Annotated in this window: 18 protein-coding genes; 4 read left to right on the top strand and 14 right to left on the bottom strand. The window is 57.6% G+C overall.

Annotation, left to right across the window (positions count from 1 at the left end):
• Positions 1 to 515: 515 nt before the first annotated feature.
• The 6 genes from F591_RS0105400 to pdhA all read right to left on the bottom strand — a co-directional run bounded on the left by F591_RS0105400 (position 516) and on the right by pdhA (position 9,065).
• Positions 516 to 2,135 (bottom strand): response regulator, encoded by a 1,620-nt coding sequence (locus F591_RS0105400; protein WP_019533570.1) that lies wholly within the window; start codon positions 2,133 to 2,135, stop codon positions 516 to 518.
• Entirely contained in the window at positions 2,104 to 3,903 is a 1,800-nt protein-coding gene (locus F591_RS27450) for a sensor histidine kinase (protein WP_019533569.1), read from the bottom strand. The genes F591_RS0105400 and F591_RS27450 overlap by 32 nt, the downstream gene beginning before the upstream one ends.
• A 329-nt stretch (positions 3,904 to 4,232) precedes the next feature.
• A complete protein-coding gene (lpdA, locus tag F591_RS0105385; protein WP_019533568.1) occupies positions 4,233 to 5,648 on the bottom strand; it encodes a dihydrolipoyl dehydrogenase in 1,416 nt (471 codons plus the stop codon).
• Between the two features lie 7 nt (positions 5,649 to 5,655).
• Positions 5,656 to 6,954, bottom strand: coding sequence for a dihydrolipoamide acetyltransferase family protein (locus F591_RS0105380; protein WP_019533567.1), 1,299 nt, complete (start codon positions 6,952 to 6,954; stop codon positions 5,656 to 5,658).
• 36 nt (positions 6,955 to 6,990) lie between these two features.
• Positions 6,991 to 7,971, bottom strand: a complete 981-nt coding sequence (locus tag F591_RS0105375) for an alpha-ketoacid dehydrogenase subunit beta (protein WP_019533566.1) — start codon at positions 7,969 to 7,971, stop codon at positions 6,991 to 6,993.
• 23 nt (positions 7,972 to 7,994) lie between these two features.
• Positions 7,995 to 9,065, bottom strand: a complete 1,071-nt coding sequence (gene pdhA, locus F591_RS0105370) for a pyruvate dehydrogenase (acetyl-transferring) E1 component subunit alpha (RefSeq protein ID WP_019533565.1) — start codon at positions 9,063 to 9,065, stop codon at positions 7,995 to 7,997.
• Positions 9,066 to 9,292: 227 nt separating this feature from the next.
• Between pdhA and F591_RS0105365 the strand changes: the two genes are divergently transcribed.
• The gene (locus F591_RS0105365) at positions 9,293 to 10,021 is read left to right on the top strand and encodes an alpha/beta hydrolase (protein ID WP_019533564.1); all 729 of its coding nucleotides are present in this window, start codon (positions 9,293 to 9,295) and stop codon (positions 10,019 to 10,021) included.
• Between the two features lie 88 nt (positions 10,022 to 10,109).
• On the opposite strand, the gene F591_RS0105360 is transcribed toward F591_RS0105365, so the two are convergent.
• The 4 genes from F591_RS0105360 to F591_RS0105345 form a co-directional block, all read right to left on the bottom strand.
• Positions 10,110 to 10,991 carry a lipoate--protein ligase family protein gene (locus F591_RS0105360; RefSeq protein WP_019533563.1) on the bottom strand — a complete coding sequence of 294 codons (882 nt, stop codon included), beginning with the start codon at positions 10,989 to 10,991 and terminating at the stop codon, positions 10,110 to 10,112.
• Positions 10,992 to 11,136: 145 nt separating this feature from the next.
• The gene (locus F591_RS0105355) at positions 11,137 to 11,670 is read right to left on the bottom strand and encodes a GDYXXLXY domain-containing protein (RefSeq protein WP_019533562.1); all 534 of its coding nucleotides are present in this window, start codon (positions 11,668 to 11,670) and stop codon (positions 11,137 to 11,139) included.
• The gene (locus tag F591_RS0105350; RefSeq protein ID WP_019533561.1) at positions 11,667 to 12,890 is read right to left on the bottom strand and encodes a DUF2157 domain-containing protein; all 1,224 of its coding nucleotides are present in this window, start codon (positions 12,888 to 12,890) and stop codon (positions 11,667 to 11,669) included. The genes F591_RS0105355 and F591_RS0105350 overlap by 4 nt, the downstream gene beginning before the upstream one ends.
• A gap of 129 nt (positions 12,891 to 13,019) precedes the next feature.
• Positions 13,020 to 14,342, bottom strand: a complete 1,323-nt coding sequence (locus F591_RS0105345) for a hemolysin family protein (RefSeq protein WP_019533560.1) — start codon at positions 14,340 to 14,342, stop codon at positions 13,020 to 13,022.
• A 318-nt stretch (positions 14,343 to 14,660) separates the two neighbouring features.
• Between F591_RS0105345 and F591_RS27445 the strand changes: the two genes are divergently transcribed.
• The 3 genes from F591_RS27445 to F591_RS0105330 all read left to right on the top strand — a co-directional run bounded on the left by F591_RS27445 (position 14,661) and on the right by F591_RS0105330 (position 17,182).
• The gene (locus F591_RS27445) at positions 14,661 to 14,882 is read left to right on the top strand and encodes a hypothetical protein (protein ID WP_019533559.1); all 222 of its coding nucleotides are present in this window, start codon (positions 14,661 to 14,663) and stop codon (positions 14,880 to 14,882) included.
• A complete protein-coding gene (locus F591_RS0105335; protein WP_019533558.1) occupies positions 14,857 to 15,741 on the top strand; it encodes a YitT family protein in 885 nt (294 codons plus the stop codon). Before F591_RS27445 ends, F591_RS0105335 begins: the two co-directional genes overlap by 26 nt.
• Before the next feature lie 166 nt (positions 15,742 to 15,907).
• Positions 15,908 to 17,182 (top strand): ATP-binding protein, encoded by a 1,275-nt coding sequence (locus F591_RS0105330; protein ID WP_245580983.1) that lies wholly within the window; start codon positions 15,908 to 15,910, stop codon positions 17,180 to 17,182.
• Here the strand turns inward: F591_RS0105330 and F591_RS0105325 are convergent.
• The 4 genes from F591_RS0105325 to F591_RS0105305 all read right to left on the bottom strand — a co-directional run bounded on the left by F591_RS0105325 (position 17,176) and on the right by F591_RS0105305 (position 24,184).
• Positions 17,176 to 18,987, bottom strand: coding sequence for a peptidoglycan D,D-transpeptidase FtsI family protein (locus F591_RS0105325; RefSeq protein ID WP_019533556.1), 1,812 nt, complete (start codon positions 18,985 to 18,987; stop codon positions 17,176 to 17,178). The genes F591_RS0105330 and F591_RS0105325 overlap by 7 nt on opposite strands.
• A gap of 309 nt (positions 18,988 to 19,296) precedes the next feature.
• Positions 19,297 to 21,465 (bottom strand): methyl-accepting chemotaxis protein, encoded by a 2,169-nt coding sequence (locus F591_RS0105315; protein ID WP_026326385.1) that lies wholly within the window; start codon positions 21,463 to 21,465, stop codon positions 19,297 to 19,299.
• A 438-nt stretch (positions 21,466 to 21,903) separates the two neighbouring features.
• Positions 21,904 to 23,199: a peptidase U32 family protein gene (locus F591_RS0105310; protein ID WP_019533553.1), complete on the bottom strand. Its 1,296-nt coding sequence runs from the start codon at positions 23,197 to 23,199 to the stop codon at positions 21,904 to 21,906.
• Positions 23,200 to 23,236: 37 nt separating this feature from the next.
• Positions 23,237 to 24,184: a peptidase U32 family protein gene (locus tag F591_RS0105305; RefSeq protein ID WP_019533552.1), complete on the bottom strand. Its 948-nt coding sequence runs from the start codon at positions 24,182 to 24,184 to the stop codon at positions 23,237 to 23,239.
• Positions 24,185 to 24,191 lie beyond the last annotated feature (7 nt).

Here is a 24,191-nt window from a genome sequence, read left to right as displayed (position 1 = left end):
CACAATACAATCGTAATTCAGTCTACGTTCGGTTGTCTTTCGATCGTCATTCTTCGACGTTCAATCGCCATTCGTCGGCGTCTGCGCCGTTTGGTCGTCGTTCGGTCGTTATCCGGAACTTTCGGACCAATGGTAGAACGATTCATCAAAAACAGGCACGCTCATTTTCTGAGTAGACGGGATAGTGATAATAAGCTTACCTAACCGATACATTCATCCGTGAGGCTAATAGCCAGCGCATGTGGCACACGATTGGCAGTGAAATCACAATGGAGGGTCAAGTATATTGCATCGCAGTTTGCAACAAAGCAAGCGTACCGCCCGGAACGGATGTTTGCCCGGACGGATGCAATTCGGAGTGATTCGGAACGATTCGCTTGTGACTCGGAGCGAATCGATCAGGACCGCTTCAATCGTGATTCGCTTGTGGCTCGGATGTAATTCGTGCGATTTGATCGCGGTTGACTTGTGGCTCGGAACAAAACGATTGCGATTATCTTGATGTTACACGCCTGTTAGGTCTGGCGGCTCTGTCGATACTCGGATGGGGTCATGCCTGTGACCTTTTTGAAGACGTCGCTGAAATAGCGCCGTTCTTCGTAGCCGAGTGCTGAAGCGATCTCCTGGATTTGCATTCCTTGGAGCAGCATTTCTTTGGCCTTGTCTATACGCAGTCCCGTGACGTACTGGTTGAAGCTTGTGCCGGTCACTTTTTTGAACAGATTGGCAAAATAACTGCCGCTTAAGTGAACCTCCGCCGCGCAGCGCGCGACGGTCAGGTCGTCGGACAGATGGTTTCTGATATAAGCGACCGCCTGCTCGACAACGAGATGGGCGTGAGAGGCGCTGCGCGCTTCAACAAGCTCACAGCCTTTGGTGCATAAGCGTCTCAGCAGCTCATAGATGCTGTGCGCGCTGCGCCCGCCGGCTTCATGCATTTCACGCAGCCATTCCTCCATCGGGGCAACATCCTCGTAAGGAAGCTTCTCGATCAAGGTTCGAAGCAGCATATTTGCGATGCCCTGCAGCAGCAGCTCCAAATATCGCGGCTCCGGACGAGGCTGAAAGCTCACCAGTTCCTCGTAAATCTCGTCCAGCACCTGGAGCGTTTTGGCCCTATTCCCCGATTGAAGCATGAACGACAGCTCCTGCACCCGCTCTCCCGGGTATTTCGGAAGCCGGCGTTCGACCGATGCAATGTCACTGTAATAGACGACGCCGTTGCCTCCCGTATAGAAGTGGTACGATATCGCCGCGGCGGCCTGCCTGTACGCCGCAGGCAAGTCCGCGATATGCCTGACGGGCAAGCTTACGCCAACCGATACGGTGTGATGGGTATACTTCGCGATATGCCCGCAGCATAATTCGGCCAGTGTCGGCTCCAGCTTCGGACCATGCCCCGGATCGGCATTGTATATGACGACAAAACGCTCCGACGATTCGCGAAATACGATGCCTTTTGCAGAAGATTGAATGGTCTCCTCAAGGATGTTCTGCATAGCGAACCGCAGCAGCTCAATCTCGCCTACGGGAAGCTGCTTGCCCGCGTCCGCCCATTGGTCCACTTCGAGCACCATCACGACAAAATGCTCCCGGTCCAGCTCAATATGCAGGAACTCCCAGCGCTCCTTCACTTTATGCTCCGATGCCTGGTGCCGAATGAGCAAATTGAAAAACTCCTGCCGCAGCAAGGGCAAGCTTTCCTTGACGCGCTGCTCCATCTCGCGCATTCTCCGTCCGAGCTCGCGATCGGCAAGCAACGCTTCTTTCGCCCGCGCCACCGCATCGGATATTTCTTCAAGCGAAAACGGCTTCGTCACAAAATCGAACGCCCCGAGCTTGACCGCCTGCTGAGCGTAATCGAAATCGCTGTAGCCTGTAATCAAAATAATTTTGCATTTTGGCCGCCGCTTTAATATTTCCCGAGTCATGGAAAGTCCATCCATCATCGGCATCCGAATGTCCGTGATAATAATATCCGGCTCCTTCTCTTCGGCCAGCTGCAAGCCTTCTTCGCCATTCAGACAGGCGGCGACGACCGTAATGCCGTGCTCTTCCCAAGGAATGCCATATGTCAGTCCATCAACGACATCCCGGATATCGTCAATGATCATCAATCCGATCGGCTTGTCCATGCTGCTTTTCCTTCCTTTCCCACGGAATGCCGAGAATGACAGTTGTCCCTTTCCCCGGCTCGCTCGATATATTCATGAATGCTTCGTCCTCATAGTACAGCTTCAGCCGCTGGCGAATGTTGCGAAGGGCGTACCCCCCGCCTGGGCTATTGTCTGCATTTGTCAAGCTTTCCAAACGCTCTCGGTCGATTCCGTGACCGTTGTCGGTCACTTCCAGCATAAGCCGGTCCTGCTCTCGAAAGAGTCGAATCCGCAGATGGCCGTGCTCATGTTTATCCTTAAAGCCGTGTAAAATCGAATTTTCGACCAATGGCTGCAGCACGATTTTCAGAATCGGATGCTCCAGGAATTCCTCATCCTCGGGAGCGTCGATCCGATATTCGAACAGCCCTTGATAGCAGCGCTGCTGGATGTGCAAGTATTGCTCGACGTGGGAAAGCTCCCGCTTCACCGTCGTCAGGTCTTCGCCGTTGTTGAGGCCGAGCTGAAACATTCGGGACAGGGCAATGACCATTTCGCCGACTTCATCGGACTTTTTCAGCTTCGTTTTCCAATAGATCGTGTTTAAGGTATTGTACAAAAAGTGAGGATCGATCTGAGCCTGCAGCGCTTTAATTTCTGCCGCATGCTTCTCTTTCTGAGCTGTAGTCAACTGCTCGATCAGCTCCGATATTTGCTCCAGCATCCGATTGAATTGGTTGCCGACCTGGTGAACCTCGTCGCTGCCTTCGCCGACGAACCGAACGGTGAGGTCATTATTGCCCGCTCTGCGCATCAGCTGTTGCAGTTGAATGAGCGGACCAGCCAGCAGGGAGCTTAACCTTTGGGACATCAGAAGCGCCAGCAGCATGCAGGCAGCCGTAACGATCAGCATGGCCCATTTGACCTTGCCGATCTGGCTTAGCACCTCATCCTTCGGCTTGACGGTAATGAACCGCCACTGCTCGTCCACCGTAGACTTCGCGTAATTGACCAAGTAGTTCCGGCCATCGAAGCGATGCATGAAGAAGCCGCTGTCTCCGCTCGTCAGCTTCTCCGCAAAATCCGGATCCTGAAGCATAGCTCTGTACTGGTAAGGCGTCTCCTTGAAGAACGTCGAGCCGTCCGCTCCGACGATCGTTACCCCTTCCGACCATTCGCTAATTTCATCAATTAAAAAGTGGCGAAGCTCCTCTTCCTTGAGATTAAGCACAATGTAGGAGTCTGGCACGGTCGAGCTGGCGATTGCATTGATCACGAACGAAACGACCGGCTTGTTTCCGGAAAACAGCACGTCCCGGTGACCCTCGATCCAGATCGCATGACGATCCTCGCGAATGCGTTCGTACATCTCCGTATCCGCGAAAGCATTCGTATACAACCGTACGGAATCGGTAGGGTAAAAATCGCCGATCGGCGTCGTGATCAGGATATGCTGCAGCAGCGGCTCGTTCATTTTCATTTGGGTAAACGGCGTCTGGAGGCCGGCGTACAAGCTGAAATAGGATGACGCGTCTCCCGCCGCGGTGTTCTTCATCGCTTGCTCGTAAGCGCTGCTGAGAAAAAGCGTATTCAACGATTGCGCCACGCGTTTCAGCTTCTCGTCGAACGCCTGGGATGATTTGTTCAGCGTGTCCTGGCTCAGCTTCAGGGCGTTGTTCTGAATGACGGAAGCGGCAATGAAATAAGCTGTCCATCCGACAGCGGTTACGGATAGCACGATCATTAACGAAAAGGCGATCCACAAACGGTTTTTGAAAGGAATACCGGACAACAGTCGGTTGATCATGACATAGCTTCGCTCCTTCCGTCATAATTGTGAGCTAACGCTATACTTCTAAGCTCTCCGCCTGATCATATCATGTCCTGCTTCATGATGAAAACTGTCTCCCAGGGTGAAGCCGTTGCCGGACGTTGACGCCTTTCGCCCTCGCTTCCGTCTCGCTCCAGCCGCCGCCCGCAATCTCCGGATCGGAGAAGACGACGGCCGGATGCATCCGTGGGCAGGCTTCCGCCTATGCAAATAGCCCCCAAATCGCTGACCATGAGCGGTTCGGGGGCATTATTCCGTGCAAATGAATGGCTTGTTGGTGTAAAGCCGTTTAATTGTTCAAACGATTACTTGCCGACGATATGAATCGGATGGCCCAAGGCCACTTCCGCCGCGTCCATCGTAATTTCGCCCAGCGTCGGGTGAGCGTGGATCGTCAGGGCGATGTCCTCCAGCGTAGCGCCCATTTCGATCGCCAGCGTCAGCTCTGCAATCAGGTTGGACGCTTCCGCGCCAACGACCTGGGCGCCGATCAGCAGGCCGCTGTCTTTATCGCCGACCAGCTTGACGAAGCCGTCCGTCGCGTTCATCGACTGCGCCCGGCCGTTGGCGCCGTAGGCGAATTTGCCGGTGACGACGTTGACGCCTTTCGCTTTCGCTTCCGTCTCGCTCCAGCCGACGCTGGCAATCTCCGGATCGGAGAAGACGACGGCCGGGATGCACTTGTAATCGACGACGCTCGGCAAGCCTGCGATCGATTCGGCCGCGACCTTCGCTTCATACGAAGCTTTATGCGCCAGCGCCGGTCCTGCGACGATGTCGCCGATCGCGTAAATGTGCGGCACATTGGTCTGGCACTTCTCGTTGACTTCGATCAGGCCGCGCTCGCCAACCTTCACGCCGGCCAGCTCGAGGGACAAGTCTCCGTCCGTGTTCGGACGGCGGCCGACAGTGACAAGCACGTATTGCGCAGTTACTTTCTTTTCCTCGCCTTTGACGGTGAACGTAACTGTTACGTCCTTGTCGGTCTGCTCGCAGCTTTGCGCCATCGCTTCCGTATGCACGTCTACATTCAGCTTCTTCAGATTGCGCGCGACAAGCTGCGAAAGCTCCTTCTCGAAGCCTGGCAGCACCGTTTCCGAGCCTTCGAGTACGGTCACCTTCGTACCGAACTTGGCGTACGTTTGGCCAAGCTCGATGCCGATATAGCCGCCGCCGATGACGATCATGCTTTCCGGAATTTCCGGCAGATTGAGCGCCTCGGTCGAGGACAGAATGCGTCCGCCGAACGGGAAAGCTTTCAGCTCGATCGGGCGGGAGCCGGTCGCGATGATGCAGTGGTTGAAGCGGTAGCGGGCCGTTTCGTTATCGTTGAACAAGCGCGCCTCGTTCTCGTTAATAAACAGCGCCTCGCCGTTGAACACTTGAATTTTGTTGCCTTTGAACAGCATGCCTATGCCGCCGCTCTGTTTCTTGACGATGCTGTTTTTCCATTCCTGAACTTTGGAGAAGTCGACCTTGACGTTCTCTGCCTTAATCCCTATGTTCTCGGAATGGGCCGCCACTTCGTAATGATGCGCCGCCGAGATCAGCGCCTTGGACGGAATGCAGCCTCGGTTCAGACAAACCCCGCCAAGCTCCGACTTCTCTACGACGAGCACGCTTTTGCCAAGCTGGGCGGCGCGGATCGCCGCCACATATCCGCCCGGACCGGAGCCGATTACCAGCACGTCGATTTCAACCGATGCGTCGCCTACTACCATCTGCGGATTACACCTCCATGACAAGCAGCTCCGGATCGGAGAGCAGCTGTTTGATGTAGTTCATAAAGTTTTGCGCCATCGCGCCGTCGATAATCCGATGGTCGAAGCTGAGCGAGAGCGCCATAACCGGAGCGGCCACGATTTCGCCATTCTTCACGACCGGCTTCTCCGTAATGCGGCCAGTGCCGAGAATCGCCACTTCCGGGAAGTTGATCACCGGCGTAAAGAACATGCCGCCGGCCGAACCGATGTTGGTGATCGAGATGGTCGATCCCTTGATTTCGTTCGGGCCCAGCTTGCCTTCGCGTCCGCGCACGGCCAAGTTTCTGATCTCGTCCGCAATCGTCCAGATGTTCTTGCGGTCCGCATCGAAGATGACCGGCACGAGCAGACCGGCGTCGGTGTCGGTGGCGATGCCAATGTTGTAGTACTTCTTGTACACGATCTCCTGCTTCTCTTCGTCGATCATCGCGTTGAGCGCCGGGAATTGGCGAACCGCTGCCACGAGCGCCTTGACGATAAACGGCAGGTACGTCAGCTTCACGCCTTTCTTCTCGGCGATCGGCTTCGCTTTCTGGCGAAGCGCGACGAGCTGGGTCACGTCCACTTCATCCATCAGCGTGACGTGAGGCGCTGTGTACACGCTCTTCACCATCGCATTGGCGATCGCCTTGCGAATGCCCTTAAGCGGTACGCGCTCTTCCACGCCTTGCCCGAAGGCGGATGCTGCCGGCGCTGCCGATGCCGCCGCGGCGGGAGCTTCCTTGGCAGCCGTTCCGACCGCTGCAGGGGCAGCCTGTCCGCCGCCTGCTGCGAACGCCAGGACGTCTTCCTTCGTCACGCGGCCGTTCTTGCCTGTCGCCGGGACGTCGGCAATGTTAACGCCCTTCTCGCGGGCCAGCTTGCGCACGCTCGGCGTAGCCAGCACTTCGCGGGAAGACTTGGCCGCTTGAGCCGCAGCCGGGGCGCTTGCCGCCGGCGCTTCCTGAGCAGGCGCAGCAGCGGGCGCGGCCGGCTCTTCGGCCTTCGGCGATTCATGTCCGCCGGCCTGCTCCGGCACGGCGCCTTCCACGTCGAGAACCGCGATGACGTCGCCCACGGTGCAGATCGTGCCTTCTTCTACCTTCAGCTCGACGATCGTGCCTTCCACTGGAGAAGGAACCTCTACCGTCGACTTGTCGTTCTGAACGTCCATCAAAATCGTTTCGTCGTTTACCTTATCGCCCGGCTTTACGTGCCACTTGACGATCTCGCCTTCATGAATCCCTTCGCCGAGCTCCGGGAAGCGGTATTCAAACTTTGCCATTGCACTCTCACCGTCCTCTATATTCGGAAGTCCTGATTAGAAATCGAGCACTTGATTGATACCGGCTACGATCTTCGCCGGATTCGGCAGCCACTGGTCTTCGATCTGCGCGAACGGATATACGGTATCCGGCGGAGCGACGCGAAGCACAGGAGCTTCCAGGTGCAGAATCGCCTTCTCGTTGATCTGAGCGATCACCTCTGCGGCGATGCCGGCCGTGCGCTGGGCTTCCTGAACGACGATCGCCCGGTTCGTCTTCTTGATCGATTCGACGATCGTGTCGATATCAAGCGGCATGAGCGTACGCAGATCGATCACTTCTACCTTCACTCCGCGCGATTTCTCGATCTCTTCCGCCGCCTTGAGCGAAGTGTGCACCATCGCGCCGTAGGTGATGATCGTTACGTCCGAGCCTTCGCGAACGACATTCGCTTTGCCGATCGGCACCGTGTACTCGCCTTCCGGCACTTCCTGGCGGAAGGAACGGTACAGGTTCAGATGCTCCATGAAGAAGACCGGATCGTTGTCGCGAATAGCGGAAATCAGAAGTCCCTTCGCATCGTACGGGTTCGAAGGAACGACCACCTTGATGCCCGGGGTCTGCACGAGCAAGCCTTCGAGCGGGTCCGTATGCAGCTCGGCTGCCTTGACGCCGCCTCCGAACGGCGTGCGGATCGTGATCGGCGCGTTGTAGCGGCCGCCGGAACGGTAGCGCATCCGCGCCGCCTGTACAGCGATCTGGTCGAACGCTTCAAAAATAAATCCGATGAACTGAATCTCCATAACCGGCCGGAAGCCCTGCACGGCCATGCCGACTGCCATGCCTCCGATCGCGGACTCGGCAAGCGGCGTATCGTATACGCGGTCTTCCCCGAATTCCGCCTGCAGCCCTTCCGTCGCGCGGAATACGCCGCCGACTTTACCGACGTCCTCGCCGAATATTACCACGTTAGGATCGCGCTGAAGCTCTACCCTCATCGCATCCTTGATCGCTTGAATCATCGTCATTTGAGCCATGGTTCGTTTCCCTCTCCTTCTGCTTAAGCCAAATAATCCGCTTTTTGCTCTTCCAGATGCTTAGGCGTCGTTTCGAACATGCTGTCGATCAAGCCGGGAATCGTCATCTTCTCGGTCGTTTCGGCCTTCTTGATCTGATCGGCGACGGTCGCCTTCGCATCTTCGACAACTTGCGCCTCTTCCTCGTCCGTCCACAGGCCCTTGTTCTTCAGATAAATCCGGAAACGATGGAGAGGGTCCTTTTGTTCCCACTCGGCGGTTTCTTCTTTCGTGCGATATTTGGACGGGTCGTCACCCGACATCGAGTGCGGCAGGTAACGGTAAGTGATCGCTTCGATCAGCGTCGCCCCGTTGCCGCTGCGGCCGCGCTCGGCAGCCTCCTGCACCGCTTTGTATACGGCAAGCACGTCCATGCCGTCCACCTGAACGCCGGCAATGCCCGCAGCTACCGCTTTATGCGCGATCGATTGCGCTGCCGTCTGCTTGGAGAACGGCGTCGTAATGGCGTAGCCGTTGTTTTGCACGACGAAGATCGCCGGCAGCTTGAAGGCTCCTGCGTAGTTCAGACCTTCGTAGAAATCGCCCTCGGACGATCCTCCGTCGCCTGTATAAGTAATTGCCACACGCTGCTCGTTGCGCTTCTTGAACGCCATCGCAACGCCCATCGCGTGCAAAATTTGCGCGCCGATAATAATCTGAGGCATCAGCACATGTACGCCTTCCGGAATTTGTCCGCCGTGCTGATGTCCGCGTGAATACAGGAAAGCTTGGTACATCGGCAATCCGTGCCAGACAATCTGGGGCATGTCGCGGTAGCCCGGACAGATGAAATCGTCTTTGTTCAAAGCGAATTCGCTGCCGATCATGGTCGCTTCCTGACCCGATACCGGAGCGTAGAAGCCAAGGCGTCCTTGGCGCGTCAAATTGACCGCGCGCTGATCCCACGTGCGGGTGAACACCATGCGGCGCATCAGTTCCTTCAGTTGCTCGTCGGACAGCTTCGGCATCGCCGCTTCATTGACCACGTTCCCATTCGTGTCCAGAACGGATAACGGTTGAACCTCGTCAGCCCGTACTTCATAAGGCTTGCTCATCCTATATTCACCTCATGTAAAATTTATTAAGTTTCTGTTATAGTAGTATTATAAACCTGTTTATATCCTTTGCACAATAACTAACCCTAAAAATCTGCTTTTGTTGTGTACATATTACTATAACAGTTGGCGAAAATATATGTAACAGAAAGATGAATCCTAAGCAACTATTATAATACAACATGAAAATGCAACATGAAAAAACTGCGATTTAAGGAGACGTTATCATGGACGATACGCTGTATTATAAAAGAACGATTGTCAAGGAGCGGGTCGCCTCCAACTTCCTGCAGGAGGAACGCCCGGTGCGCATTTTCCTTCCGCCGGGATATCAGGAGATCGCTTCTTATCCGGTCATTTATTGTCAGGACGGGGAGCAGTTTTTCAACTTCGGCCGCATCGTCACGCATATGAACCGGCTCATCTACGACGAGAACGTGCCGCCGGCCGTCATCGTCGGCGTAGACGTCGACATCAAGACGCGCACATCCGAATACGCTCCGGAAGGGGAACGCTTCGGCGCATACTGCCGCTTTTTCGCCGAGGAGCTGCTGCCGTTCGTGGAAGCCCGATACGCAGTCCGTACCGATCCTTCCGAACGCATTTTAGCCGGCGATTCGCTTGGCGGCACCGTCTCCCTGCATCTTGCCCTAGATTATCGTAGCCTTTTTGGCCAAGTTATATCCTTGTCGGGCGCTTTTTTACAATCTACCCGGGAGCGGCTGGCCTGCGAGAACGATCTGTCCTGGCTCAGCTTGTACATGCTGATCGGGACCGAGGAAACGGAAGTGAAAACGGAGCGCGGCACCTTCGATTTTTTGGAAGCGAACCGGCAAACAAAACAGCTTCTCGAAGCGAGAAGCTGCAAGCTGACTTATGAAGAAAAAACCGGCAAGCACCTGTGGGGCTTCTGGCAAAACGAGCTGCCCCGCATGATGAAGCATTTTTTGCAATAAGCTTGTCGGCAAGCTTTCGGGCTCGAGTAAACCGGGCAGGCTTTCGAGGCTCGAATAAACCTCCAAAGCTTCAGGCTCGTTCATCGCTTCAGGCTTGCCTATTCTGAATGCCGTACCGCTTGCGCAGCGAATCGGCCATGCGCAGCACTTCTTCCCGCGCGGGTAACACCGGCGGCAGGGCCGCGCCTTCGCCGATCCAGCGCTTCGCCGTCCGCTTCACGCTGCGGACGAACCGCTCCGCCGCCGCTTCGCCCGCGCCGTAGGCGGCCAGCTCTTCGAGGCTGGCCATGCTGGCGGCGGCAACGCGCGGATGATCGACGTCTTGCCCCTTCGCGGCCAAGCGGTAAAATTCCCGCACCAGCTCGGCGCGGGCGCTGCCGAAGCCGCCTGCGACGACGAATGCTTGCACGACGTAAGCGTGAGCCTGCCTGCGCTGGGCGATACCGCAAAATTTGCGGCCGCCGATGCTCAGGTCGTAATCGCCGGGACAGTAAGCCCCGCCGATTTCTCCCTTGTCCACCGCGACGTCGGCATCCTCCAGCGCCTCGCGAATGAACAGGTACATTCGCTCGAAGTCGTCGCGAAAGTCGATGTCGCCCTGCTGGCGCTTCGGCAGGATCAGCGACACGTTCACGACGCCGGGATCGAGCGGCACCGCGGCGCCGCCGGAATTGCGGACGCCAACGGCATAGCCCTGCGCCGCCAGCCAATCGGCGGCTTGCTGCGCGCCCGGCAGCCTGCTGTCGCGCAGCCCCATGACGAAGCCGCGGGGATGGCGCCACAGATGCACGATCGGCGCCGCTCCTTCGCCCGTCTGTCGGCACAGCAGCTCCTCCAGCGCGAAGGAGTACAGCACATCGTGCTCCTCCAGCTCGCCGCTGCGGTCCCAAATCAACGTGCCGCCGGGCAGCTTCGGCTGTCCATCTATTGTATGGGCGCTCCCTGCGCCTGAATATTCATCGCGTTCCATCGTTCGTCCCTCCCGCCTGATTTTCATTGTATATACCCGGCCGGAGAAAAAGCAAGCCGCCAGGCAGGACATTAGATAAGCATTGACGGTCGGAACTTCAGGAACGGACCGGCAGTGCCTGCGAACAGACCGGAGCTCTGGCCGCTCAGGACGGGTCCTCCAGGCTTTCGATTCGCGCCTGTCCCCACGGGGCCACCTTCATGCGGGCGATCAGATTGTCCGCCTTCTCCTCCAGCTCCTTGCCCGTTCCTTCCGGAACGTAGTAGCGCTCCACGCCGTATTCGACGGAAATTTCCTGCTCCCAGCTATAGGCGGAGCGCCCCTTCAGCACCACTTGCCCTTCAGCAGCGTCCGGCTTCTTGTCATAGACGGCTTCCGGCCTCATCATACCGGACGATTCCGGCGACAGAACGACGTACACCGCGGTGCCTCGCTTCGGAAGATCCCCCTCGCCTTTCCAGAGACCGGCGGGAATTCGGCTGATATCGTAGCTGAGCCGCACATAGTCGCCATAGAGCAAATCGCGCGGGTCGACCGGCTCGGTCTTCACCTTGATCTCCGTGCCGAACCAGCCGATCGCGTAATAGCTGACGGCAAGCCAGATCAGCACCAGCGTCTGCAGCAGCGCCAGAAGGGCGATGCCGAGCGTTCGCCGTCTTGTATTCACATTCGCGGTCACGGCCGATCTCCTCCTTTATGGTCCTTTAAAAATTGCGACCGTTTCCGGTTCAAATACCATCCCAGCGTCAGCATCAAAACACCGCCAAGGATAAAGAACAGCGATTTATCCATAAAGTCCCAGGTCAGCTTCCCGTAAGCTACCAAGGTGCTGAGCAGGAAAAGAACGGTTCCCCAGTTGATCTTGGCCCGCCATTCCTCGGCATAGCCTCTCCACAGCAGCTGCAGGGAGAAGACGAACAGGGCGATCATATACAGCACCTCCATGCCGGTCGGCAAGTACACGAACGGGACGGCAATGACCCAATCGGCCGCTTCCGCTGTCCGGCCTTGGCGGTATTTTCCCCATACCGAGACGGCAAGCAGCGCTGCCAGCGCGGCGATATACGGCCACGGCTCCGGCCGCAGCCACTCGCTGTTGCGGAAGAGCCATGTGTCTCCGGCGAGCAGGACCGCCCATGCGGCGAAGAGGAACGCCGATACGAGCGCGCCGCTTTGCAGCGCGATTCCGAGCTCGCGGTCAGACAGCCAGTCGCCGGCGGCATACAGCACGAACAGCGGCACGAGCATCCACAGGAAGCGCAGCTCGCCGGAAGCGACCCAGAGCAAGGACTGCGCTGCCGCGCTCAGGCTGACCAGCAGCAGCAGCGGCGCATCGCCCCGCTTGTAGGCGAGCCAGCCCGCCGCGACGATCAATAGCGCCGCAGCATAGCTGAACGTCTCGAATTCGCCGAGACTGTAAGCCTGCGCAATATGGCATGCCGCCAGCGCCAGCAGCAGCAAGTAGCGGCTGGCGTAAACGTAGGCGAGCGCCAGCCCCGCAGCTCCCCACAGAATCAGGGAGCCGGCTCCGTACGACATCAGGTGGAACGTCTGGCCGAGCAGGATGATGCCTCCGCCGAAGCACACCCACCCGAGTCCGATCAGGGCGATCCCCGTCCGGTCGTGCCCCTGCCGCAGCACCCTTTCGCCGGCTCCGTAGAAGCCAAGCATGGCCGCAATGATCATAACAAGCCGCGCCAGTGCGGGAATGCTCGCCCAGTTGGCGGCTATAAAGCTTAAGATGCCCGCGCCGAGCAAAATGCCGCCAAGCAGCGGCAGCAGCGCGACAGCCCGGCTTTTATCGTCATACAATCCGGCGATGCTCCGCACCTGCTCAGGCGTAACGATTCCCGCTTCCACCCAGCGCGGACCTTCGCGCTCGATCCATTTTCTGCTCATGCTATCGTCACCTCTCCTTGTATCTAATGTATATCTTTTCTCCTTGAACGGATAGTACTAACTTGCTCTAGTACCGGCGCGAAGGCCCGCTCTCCCGCGTAGAGCGCAAAAAAGACGCCTTGCAGCGTCTTATACGGCCGTTTCGATATTGGAGCTGGAGTCCGGCGCCTGCAGCGCCTTGCGGACCAAAATGCGGGATATCCGCATATGCTCGGTCTCCTCGATGACGAAATCGTACAGCCCGTTGTAGCTGACCTTCTGGTGCTTGCGCGGCGGCATCTCGACCTGCGCGTACACCCAGCCGCCGATCGTATCATAATCCGGCGTCTCGATATCGAGTCCGAACCGGGCGTTCACGTCCTCGATCAGCATTCGGCCGTCAATGGAATACGTCAACTCGTCCTTCTTCTCGATGAGGGGCCGTTCCTGGTCGAATTCGTCGTGAATCTCCCCGACGATTTCCTCCAAAATATCCTCCAGCGTCACCAGCCCGGAAGTGCCGCCGTATTCGTCGATCAGCAGCGCCATCTGTATTTTCCGCTTCTGCATCAGCTTGAGCAGCTGGCTGATCTGCATCGATTCGGGCACCTTGATGATCGGCCTGATGAGGCTGCGCAAAGTGTCGCCGCCCGGCATCTCGCGCGGCTTCAGCAAATCCTTGATGTGCACGAAGCCGATAATGTTGTCCTTGTCCGGATCGCAGACGGGATAACGCGTCCGCATGCCTTTCAGGGCGATCTCCATATTGTCGGCATAAGGCTGCTGGGCATACAAACATTCCATCTCCGTGCGAGGGATCATAATTTCGCGGGCAATCGTCTCGGTGAATTCGAAAATGCTGTCGACGAGCGCCATCTCTGTCTGATCGATATATCCGCTCTCGTGGCTTTCCTTCACCATCAGCCGTATTTCTTCCTCCGTATGCGCGGACTCGTGCTCGTTCGTCGGCTCGACGCCGCTCTTGCGCAGCATCCAGTTGGAGACGCCGTTCAAAAACCAGATGAACGGGTACATCACCTTATAGAACACGAGCAGCGGAACGGCAGACCACAGAGTGACCGGTTCCGATTTGCGTATGGCGTACGTTTTGGGAAACTGCTCTCCCAGCGTAATGTGCAGCGACGTGATCAAGGTAAACGCGATGACGAAGGACACCGAATGAAGGTACACTTCGCCAAGCCCCATCTTCGCGAACAGCGGCTTCAGCATATCGGCGATCGCCGGCTCGCCGACCCATCCGAGTCCGAGCGAAGCCAAAGTAATGCCGAGCTGGCAGGCCGACAAGTAGGCGTTCAAATTTCCGGTCACCGCCCGGGCCAGCTTCGCCATCCGGTGGCCTTCCTGGGCAAGCGTTTCCAGCCGGCTGTTGCGCACTTTCACAAGCGCGAATTCCGCCGCTACAAAAAAACCGTTCAGCAGCACTAACGCTAAAATCAAAACGACGTTCAGCACTAGCGGTAAAGGATCACTCAAGCAACGCCCGTCTCCTCGCGGCAGACGGGCCCCACCTCCTCGAGACATAAAATTTCAGACTGTAAAATATTAAGGTATCTTTAATTATATACGATAGGAATTGAGATGTTGAAGCCGGATCTCATGGTCTATTTCCGATCTAAACGAAGCTTTTGGCCGGCTCAGTCGACAAGAATCGGAATTTTTTGAAATTTCGGCGAATATTGAACGGATATCATTTTTTTTGCTGAATAGCTTGAATTGGTGTATACAAAAGAATACAATAGTATATATCCCAATCATCGCGGAGGTATGACTATGGCCGAAACATACCGCAAAGCCAAGATCGAAGACTTCCTTGAACGGCTCGTCATACGCAAAAAAACGCTGCAACACCAATGCTCGTCTGCCGAATTCAAGGAGCAGCAGCATTTCCTGGCGGGCCAGAAGGCAGCGATCGATCTGATTATATCAGAGCTTTGCCTGGAATTTGATCTGAAGGAGGAGGATGCGCATGAGTCCGGAAGCACTGCTCAATAAACAGCACCTGCGCTTGACCCGCGCCAAAGTGCTCAAGCGGGTGCTGCTGATGACGATCGGAGCGGCCCTCGTATCGGTCGGTCTGGAAATTTTTCTAGTCCCGAACAAAATTATCGACGGCGGCATCGTCGGCGTCTCCATTATTTTTTCTCACTTGTTCAACATTCCGCTTGGCATTTTTCTTACCTTACTGAATCTGCCCTTCCTGTTCCTTGGCTATAAACAGATCGGCAAGACGTTCGCCGTCTCCACGCTGTTCGCCGTACTGGTCATGTCCGTCGGCACCTCGCTGCTCCATCCGGTAGATCCAATCACGATCGACCCGCTGCTGGCGGCGGTCTTCGGGGGCATCATTCTCGGCGTCGGCGTCGGCCTCGTTATTCGCTCCGGCGGTTCGCTCGACGGGACCGAGATTGTGGCTATTATGGCGAACAAGAAGTCCCCTTTCTCCGTCGGCGAAATCGTGATGTTCATCAACGTGTTCATTTTGTCGAGCGCCGGCTTCGTCTTTGGATGGAACCAAGCGATGTACTCCTTGATCGCCTACTACATTGCCTATAAAATGATCGACATCACCATCGAAGGCTTCGATGAATCGAAGTCGGTGTGGATCATCAGCGACAACCACAAGGAGATCGGCGATACGATCATGTCGCGACTCGGGCGCGGCGTCACCTATCTGAACGGCGAGGGCGCCTTTACCGGCGACTCCAAGCGCGTCATCTTCTGCGTGATCAACCGCCTGGAGGAAGCGAAGCTGAAGTCGATCGTCGAGGAGCTCGACCCCGCTGCGTTTCTGGCTGTCGGCAATATCCACGACGTCAAGGGCGGCCGCTTCAAGAAAAAGAATATTCACTAAGAGCAGGGCTGTCTCTAAAGCCATCGACATGACTTTGGAGACAGCCCTGTTTCGTTCATAGATATATTTTTCATCACTGCGATAGGAAAGTAGCAAAGTTTGTCGAATTAAGAGAAGGAAGTTTACATGACATGCAAGCGTTGAAAGGTGATCGATTTTGAGTCTTGTGAATCAACTGCTGCTGAACACATTGATCGTCATAACCCCGATTTTGCTCTATCAGGTGTTATGGATCGACCGCCAGGAGCATCCGGGCCAGTTTCACAGCGCCCGCATCATTACCGCTGCCTGTATGGTTGTCTCACTGCTGTGCATGGCTTGTCCGTTCGAGCTGTACGAAGGGCTGCAGTACGACTTTCGGCTCGTGCCCCTGACGATCTGCTTCCTGTACGCCGGTACGTTTCACGCGCTCGGGGTAGCGGCAGTCATTGCGCTTTATCGCCTGGTGCTGGGGGGGACTGGCGCTTATCTTCAGCTATTGCTCCTGCCGCTCACCTGTCTGCTGCTGTTCGCAGCGTCGCGGTGGTACTGGAGCGGGGACAAGCGGGAATTGGCGAAAAAAGCGTTTATTCTCGGGGGCGCGCTGTCTTTGGTATCGGTGCTTGCTACCTGGTTTATCCGGTGGTACGAAGGCAGCCCGCTGCTCCCGGCATTTTACGTGTATTTTCCGCTATTCTGCCTGCTGCTGTCCGGCACGCTGAGCCTCGCTGTCCTGCTGATCGAACAGATCAAGAAAAACATAAGGCGCAGAAATCTTTATCACCGGGCCGACAAAATGAACGTGCTCGGCGAGCTGGCCGCATCATTCGCGCACGAGATTCGCAACCCGCTGACGGTCGCCAAAGGTTTTATGCAAATGCTGAAGCACAACGAGCTGCCCGAGGAGAAGCGCAAAATTTATAGCCAGATGGTGCTCGAGGAGCTCATCAAGGCGCAGTCGATCGTGAACGACTATATGACGTTTGCCAGGCCTCAGCTGGAAGCTGTCGAACGGCTCGACGCCAAGCCGCTCATTGAGAAGGCGCTTAAGACGCTGGAGTCGTACGCCCGCCTGAGCAACGTCAGCCTCGATATACAGCTGGACGAGAAGCTGATGATCAATGCCAACAAGGAGAAGTTTATCCAGTGCATCGTCCACCTGTGTCGCAACGGCATCGAAGCGATGCCCGGAGGGGGATGTCTTAAGGTCATCGGCGCCGTGCACAGCCGCAGCGTCTGTATCGACATCATCGACCAGGGCGTCGGCATGACCGAGGAAGAGATCCGCCGTCTCGGCACGCCATACTACACGACCCGCGGCAAAGGCACCGGCCTCGGCATGATGGTCACGTACCGGACGATTCAAACCTTCCACGGGCGGATCGATGTGACAAGCCAGGTCGGCAAAGGAACGTGCTTCTCCATCATGATCCCTTCCGTTCAAAGCGGCTCGTATCATTGAGCGCGGGCGAGCGCATCCATGACCTCGCGAAACAACTTGACGGCCAAATGGCCCGAGGCGTTCTCCGGCCGCTCAGTGACGACGACGGAAACGGCATATTTCGGGTGCTCGGTCGGCCCGTAGCCGATGAACCATTCATTGACGCCGGGCGCGCCATTCTTGAGCTTCACCTGGGCGGTGCCCGACTTGCCTGCCGTATGCCATATGGCGCTTCGCAGCTCCTTGCCGGTACCGTGGTCGACGACCGCTTCCATCCATTCCAGCAGCAATCGGGCCGTCGCCGGCCGAATTCCTTCGGGAGCGCCCTGCAGCTTTGCAGGAGGGAAGCCCTTAAGCAGCCTGTCGTCGCGGAAGCGGATCTCCTTGACGATGCGCGGCGCTGCCGCCTCGCCGCCCCGCAGCAGCGTCACGACCAGATTGGCCGCCTGCAAAGGCGTAACCCGCACGTCTCGTTGTCCGATCGAGGTCTGCACGAGCACGCCGTCATCGGCCGGGTTGGTGCCGCGGCCGTACACCTGCCCGCTGTCCTCGGCATCCCACTGCCGGAAGCCCGCCTCGCCCGGCACGTCGCCTACCCAACCGACCTGCGCCGCCAGACCGAGCTTGCGCGCATACTGCTCCAGCTTGTCGCCGCCGAAGCGGCGCGCCGCTTCGGCGAACGCGATATTGCACGACTGAGCGAACCCTTCCGCGAACGTAATCACTCCGTGCCCGCCTTCTTTCCAGCAAGTAAAGCCGTATTGTCCCAGCTCGCTGCTGCACTCGAACGTATCGTCCGGCTTCACCGCCTTCTCCTCCAAGGCCGCGGCCGCTGTGACCGTCTTAAAGATCGAGCCAGGCACCGCTTCCTTCAGCGCCCGGTTGCTCCAGGCTCCGTCCTCCAGATGAACGTGCTGCGGATCAAAGGCAGGCCTGCTCGCCATCGCGATCGTATCCGCCGTCTGCGCATCCAGCACGACGACCGCGCCGCTTGCAATATGCAGCCGCTCCATCGCCTGCTCGACCTGCCGCTGAATGTCTGCGTCCAGCGTCGTCATCACCTTCACCGGATAGTTAGGATTGGCCGGCCCGCTCAAGCGCAAACCAAGCCCCGGCAGCGTCCGCTTCATACCGTCGGTATACAGCGTCGCTGTCGTCGGTCCGATGCCCGCCAGCCATCGCTCGAACGTCTTCTCCAGCCCGGCGTTGCCGATTTGGCTCGTCAGCCTAAGCTCGCCCTGCCGGAAGCGGTCGGCGAACTGCCGGGCGATGCGCTCCGGATTTTGCCCGATGTAGCCGATCACCTGGCTGGCCGCCTGCCTGGGCCCATATCGCAGCCGGTAATCGATCACGCGGAGGCGGTTCGAGCCGAGCGAGCCGATGCGCTGCGCCTGGTCAGGGGTCAAGGCGACGGGCCGCCCAGCCTCGCTCCACAAGCCGGGGCCGTGCAGCCCTGCCTCGAAGGCCAGCCATCGTTCCTCGGCAATGCCCAGTATGGCCGAAACCGCACGGGCCTGCCGCCGCCGCTCTGCTTCGCCCTCCGCCCCCGCTTCCTCGGCAGGAAAGACCGCAAGGGCCGCGATCGTCTCCCCGGTCAGCGGGCGGCCTAACGCATCGTAGAAATCGCCCCGGCCGCTGTCGGCAACGATGCTTTGTCCCCGCTGAAGCACGGAGTTTTCGACCAGATCGATCTCGCGGCTCGTCCAGCTGCGCGATGCGGCCACCTGGACCCAGAACAGGCGAATATTCCACGCGGCAAGCACTGCGGCAATGATCAGCAGCAGCCAAAAGATGCGCTGCTGGATAGCGCGGCTGTCTTCCTTCATGATGCATGCCTCCTCTGCGACTTCTTCCTTTCAGTATGGACCTGGATCGGTCGCAGCAAACGTCCGGACGCGGTCTCTCCTTTCGCCACGCGCAACTCCCGGCGCGCCCGGTTTGCTGCATGGCGGCGGTCAACCACATGCCGGTCAGCAAACCGGCCATTGCCAGCCGGCCATTGCCGCAAAAGCGCGGTATGGTTCCCTTCAAGAGAAAAAGACCGCCTGCCGCGCATGAAGCGCAGCAAGCGGTCCGGTCGGATTCGCTGGTAATGTATCAGCCGATGATATATCCATTAGAATAAGCCGTTCCGGCTACACCTGGAATTTGGACAGCGTTTCTTTCAAGGAAGTCGACAACTCCTCCAGCTTCTCGGACAACCTGACCAGCCCGGAGCTGATGTTCAGCTGCTCGGAGCTGAGCGAGGCGACCTCCTGCGACGTGGCCGACGATTCCTCGGCAACCGCGCTGACGTTGGACATCGCGTCGGTGAGCACGACCTGCGACGATTCAAGCTGGCTGATCGATTCCGTGACCTCGGACAAGCGTCCGATAAAGCCGCTCATCTGCGACTGCACCTGCTTGAAGATCAGGTCGGTCTCCTTGACCGAGTCGATCTGCTCCTGGAATATCGGATACGCCTCCGACAGCACCTCGACCGTCTCGTCGATCTCCCGCTGAATCGTCTCGGTAATCGAGCCGACGACCTCGATCGACTGGCGCGATTGATCGGCCAGCTTGCGGATTTCGTCGGCGACAACCATGAAGCCTTTGCCTGCCGCGCCGGCCCGCGCCGCCTCGATCGTCGCGTTCAGCGACAAGATGTTCGTCTGCTTCGTAATATTGTTGAGCATGTCCAATATTTTGCGGATCGACCTTGTGCTTTCTTTGAGCTTGTCGACCTTCTCTACCATCGAGCGGGTCATCGTCTCGGTCGCGTTGGTTTTGCTGATGAGCCCCGACATGTAGTCGATGCCCTGCTCGCTCGATTTTTGCACTTCGGCCGCGGCTGTGCCCATCTCGACGTTCGAGCGGACGACCTCTTTCATCTGCACGCTGATATGACCCGTCAGCTCGTTGCCCCGTTCCGCTTCGACCGCCAGGCTCGTCGCTCCTCCGGCGATCTGCTCCGTCGCGGCGGCAATCTCCTGGGCCGCCGTCTTCGTTTGCTTGGATGCGTCCGACAGCTCCGCCGCCGTTAACAACACTTCCTGGGCGGAATGGTTTGTTTGCTGAACAAGCGCCGTAATTTTCTCCATCATCTCATTGAAGCTGAGGCCCAGCTGGCCGATCTCGTCCTGGCGCGTGACGCTCATCCGCACGCGGAGGTCGCCCTCTTCCCCCTGCTTCATCAACGTGCGCAGCTGGCCCAGCGGCCGGCCGATCATGCGCGCCACGAAGAAGCCGATGACGACGGCCAGCACCGCCGCAACGATCGCAAATACCCAGGTCATGATGTAGATAAGCCGGGCGTCCTTCACCAGCTCCTCCACCTTCATCGCCCCGACCAGATACCATCCGTTCTTCGCGGATTGATAATAGACGAGCTGCTTGTCCTGCCGGTCGTTCAACAGCCGGCCCGCCTCGCTGCTCAGCTGCTCCTTGGCAATGCCGAGATCGCTGTCCTGGCCAATCGCTTCAGCATGTTGGGAATAGATGGTCTTCAGCTCCGGCGTAACGATCATCGTTTCGCCGCCATCTCCCATTTGCACGCGCTCCAGCTCCTGAGCGATGGAATCCAGGTTGATCTCCATCAGCAGCGCGCCCTGAACTTCGTTCGACAAGCCGTTCTTGAGCGCGCGGCCCAGGCCGAATACGGCTGTTCCGCGAGAAGAATCTTCCGTATAACCGGATGCGCTGCTTTCCAGCCAGACCACCCTGCCGTTCTCCTCCAGCATCTTGCCGAACCAAGGCTTGTCCTTGACATTGGCCGTGCCGCTCGTCCCCCCGCTGGAGGCGATCACCTCTCCGGATGGACTCATTACATGGATCGCTCTGATCGTTTTGTTCGAATAGGAATAAATATTGAGCTTTTCGACGATCTTTTGGCTGATCTGCAGAAAATCGTATGTGCCTTTGGTCGCGGCAGCGCTCTCCCGAAGCAGCGTCATCAACGACTCGTCAAGCAAAATTTGCAGCGACAAATCCTCGTACACCGCATACATCAGATCCATCTTCTCTCCGGCCTGAACGATCGTCTGCTCGGAAGCATCGCCCACCTTGTTTTGAATGATGCTCTTCGATATATTGTAAGAGGCCAGGCCAACGGTGAGCACGAAAAACAAAATGCTCGCAAAAAAGATAATGAACAGCTTGCCCCCGACCGACTTCATCGGATTGCCGACAGCAGCAAGCCCCGTCAGCTTCCCGCCGCCGGAACCGGGAGCTCCCTCCGGCTTCGCTTGACGGGAAGCCCATAACCCGGCCACCGCTCTCCCTGCTCTCGCCATTCTTGATGTTAACGCTTTCCATCGTTCCCTCACAGGAAGCACCACCCTCATGTGCATTTTTCTAAAAAATGGAATATCGGACCTGGAAATTATCGTGTTCGACACATTTTGTCCTATCCCTTTTTATATCGACAGCCATTCCTCAAAAAATTAGCAACTTTTTACCTACTGGACGAAAATTGCGAAAAAATTTTTTCAAATTATAACAAATAGGGGGCTTATGTCTCTATTGTCAGCGGTCGTCCTAGGCCTATCGTCCTTCGCCATTCTCCCTGTCCGCCGCATTGGCGGGACGAATGACGGGGGCGGCTGCATCAGATCGTTCGGGGAAATGCGCCGAGCAGCTAAAAAAAGCTTCCTCCCGCTCCGTCCGGCCCTGCCAGAGCCGTCCGGTTGACGAAAAGGAAGCTTTGCTGCTTCGATTCGGCACGTTTATCCTGCTAATCGAACCTGCTTATTTCCGCTTTACTCCTACTTTTGTTTCTGCTTTTGTCCGATCTTCTTGCGCATCATATCGAACGGCTTCACCGGCTGGTCGACCTTCATGCGGATCAGCTGCAGCGGGTGACGGGCCGCATCGAGCAGCTGCCCTGCCTCATCGCGCAGCTCGCCGACCGTCTGCTTGAAGAAGGTGCCGCCGGGACCGAAAAACTCCACTTCCTGACCCGGCTTGAAGTGGTTGCGCTGCTGAATGAGCGCCGTGCCGGCCGCTTCGTCATACTCCTTCACGACGCCGACGAAATCGTACGGCGCCGCCTTGTCCTCGGGCTCGAAGATATGATCTTCGTGCCCCGGCATGTCATAGAAGAAGCCCGTATTCAGCGGGCGGTTGGCCGCCTTCTGAATTTCGTACAACCACTGCGGGTCCATCGTATAGCTTTCCGGGTCGGCGAAGTAAGCGTCGATCGCCTGGCGGTACGCGTTGACGACCGTAGCGACGTAATGGACGCTCTTCATCCGCCCTTCGATCTTGAAGCTGTCAACCCCGGAGCGGATCAGCTCCGGCAAGTGCTCGATCATGCACAGATCCTTGGAGCTCATCGAGAACGGATGGTCCCCGTCTTCGAACAGCGGCAGCTCGCGGATGCCTTCCTTGGCATCCTCCGCGGAGACGAACAGATCGTACTTCCAGCGACAGGATTGGCAGCATCCGCCACGGTTGGAATCGCGGTCCGTAAAATGATTCGACAGGACGCAGCGGCCGGAGAACGAGCTGCACATCGCGCCGTGCACGAACACCTCGATCTCCACATCAACATGCTTCTTGATGTCCAATATTTCCTGCATGCTCGCTTCCCGGGCCAGCACGACGCGGTCCACTCCCTCCTCCTTCCAGAACTGCACCGCCTGCCAGTTCAAGGTCGACTGCTGGGTGCTGAGATGAATCTCCAGCTCCGGCGCCACGCGGCGGCACGTCTCGATAATGACCGGGTCGGCGACGATGATCGCTGCCACTTTGGCGTCGGCGATGCCGCGCAAATATTCCTCCAGCCCGGCGATATCCTCATTGTGCGCGAAAATATTGGTGGCGACGAACACCTTCGCACCGTACCGCTCCGCGAACCGGACGCCTTCCCTCATCTCGTCGAACGTAAAGTTGTCGGCATTCGAGCGAAGCCCGTACTGCTGGCCTCCGATATATACCGCATCGGCTCCGTAATGGACGGCGAACTTCAGCTTCTCCAGGCTGCCCGCCGGGGCGAGCAGCTCCGGCTTCTCCAGTCGCACGCGCTTGCCGAGCAGCGCTTCTTTCGACAGCAATGTCATCTGGTCACACCTCGCTTTTGTTTATTATAGGCTAGGATTAATAAACCTGCTCTTTGTAAAAGAAACCGTACGACAGCTCGCGCCGCGGGTCCTGCAGACGGCGAATATCGTCCAGCCACGCTTCCTCGAACGCGTATGCGCTCGGATCGGCGGCGTACGCGTCGATGGCCCTCCGGTACGATCTGAGCACAGTCTCGTTATATTCCGGAGATTTCAGCAGCGCCTCGATCATCAGACTGTCGATGCCGCCCTCCATGAGCTCGTTAAGTGAATCGAGCATGCAGATGTCGTCAGCGCTCATCATATGCGTTCCGTTAGCGTCCTCATATACCGGAAAACGCTCGTTCGGGCGCTCCGGCTCCATCAGGAACAGCCCGTCCTCCGCGGAGCCGCGGACGGAATGGACCCAGGCGTCCTCCGCGCGCCCGAGATGTTCCTTGTAATTGGACAGCAGCCGCCGCTTGGAATGATAAATGTTGGTCATTCCGTGCACCTGCACCTGCGTTTCCATGCGGCCTTCCAGCCGGCGCTTGATCTCCAGCGTTTCGTCCAGGTTCAGCTCGCGCGCCAGCACCACGCGCGCCGCGCCCTTCGAAGCCCAGTAGGAGGCGGTCGCATAGTTCGTCGACGTCATTTCCGCGTTCCAGTGCAGCCTCATGTCCGGGGCCGCCTGCCGGACGGCCATCAGAACCGCCGGATCGCCGAAGACGAGCGCGTCGACGCCGATTTCGCGCAGCTGGCGAATATAGTCAGACAACTCGCCAAGCAGCGCATTGTCCATAATTTTGTTGACCGATACATACACCTTTGCGCCTCGTTCGTGGGCCCAAGGCACCGCTTCGCGCAGCGCCTCCGGAAGGACGTCCCCCGGCAGCCTCATGCCGAAGCGGGCGTCGCCAACCTGCACCGCGTCCGCCCCCGCTTCCACATACCGTCTGATTTCCTCGAACGAGCCTGCGGTGATCATAAGTTCCGGTTTTTTCATCCGTGTC

The organism is Paenibacillus ginsengihumi DSM 21568 (assembly GCF_000380965.1).
Classification (GTDB): domain Bacteria; phylum Bacillota; class Bacilli; order Paenibacillales; family NBRC-103111; genus Paenibacillus_G; species Paenibacillus_G ginsengihumi.
This window is presented reverse-complemented; position numbering and strand designations above follow the sequence as displayed.

Coding starts and splice junctions, on each gene's coding strand:
- F591_RS0105380 (WP_019533567.1), bottom strand. CDS start 6,954: ATGGCAAAGTTTGAATACCGCTTCCCGGAGCTCGGCGAAGGGATTCAT.
- lpdA (WP_019533568.1), bottom strand. CDS start 5,648: ATGGTAGTAGGCGACGCATCGGTTGAAATCGACGTGCTGGTAATCGGC.
- F591_RS0105375 (WP_019533566.1), bottom strand. CDS start 7,971: ATGGCTCAAATGACGATGATTCAAGCGATCAAGGATGCGATGAGGGTA.
- F591_RS27450 (WP_019533569.1), bottom strand. CDS start 3,903: ATGATCAACCGACTGTTGTCCGGTATTCCTTTCAAAAACCGTTTGTGG.
- F591_RS0105360 (WP_019533563.1), bottom strand. CDS start 10,991: ATGGAACGCGATGAATATTCAGGCGCAGGGAGCGCCCATACAATAGAT.
- F591_RS0105325 (WP_019533556.1), bottom strand. CDS start 18,987: ATGAAGGAAGACAGCCGCGCTATCCAGCAGCGCATCTTTTGGCTGCTG.
- F591_RS0105310 (WP_019533553.1), bottom strand. CDS start 23,199: ATGACATTGCTGTCGAAAGAAGCGCTGCTCGGCAAGCGCGTGCGACTG.
- F591_RS0105400 (WP_019533570.1), bottom strand. CDS start 2,135: ATGGACAAGCCGATCGGATTGATGATCATTGACGATATCCGGGATGTC.
- F591_RS27445 (WP_019533559.1), top strand. CDS start 14,661: ATGGCCGAAACATACCGCAAAGCCAAGATCGAAGACTTCCTTGAACGG.
- F591_RS0105350 (WP_019533561.1), bottom strand. CDS start 12,890: ATGAGCAGAAAATGGATCGAGCGCGAAGGTCCGCGCTGGGTGGAAGCG.
- F591_RS0105365 (WP_019533564.1), top strand. CDS start 9,293: ATGGACGATACGCTGTATTATAAAAGAACGATTGTCAAGGAGCGGGTC.
- pdhA (WP_019533565.1), bottom strand. CDS start 9,065: ATGAGCAAGCCTTATGAAGTACGGGCTGACGAGGTTCAACCGTTATCC.
- F591_RS0105335 (WP_019533558.1), top strand. CDS start 14,857: ATGAGTCCGGAAGCACTGCTCAATAAACAGCACCTGCGCTTGACCCGC.
- F591_RS0105305 (WP_019533552.1), bottom strand. CDS start 24,184: ATGAAAAAACCGGAACTTATGATCACCGCAGGCTCGTTCGAGGAAATC.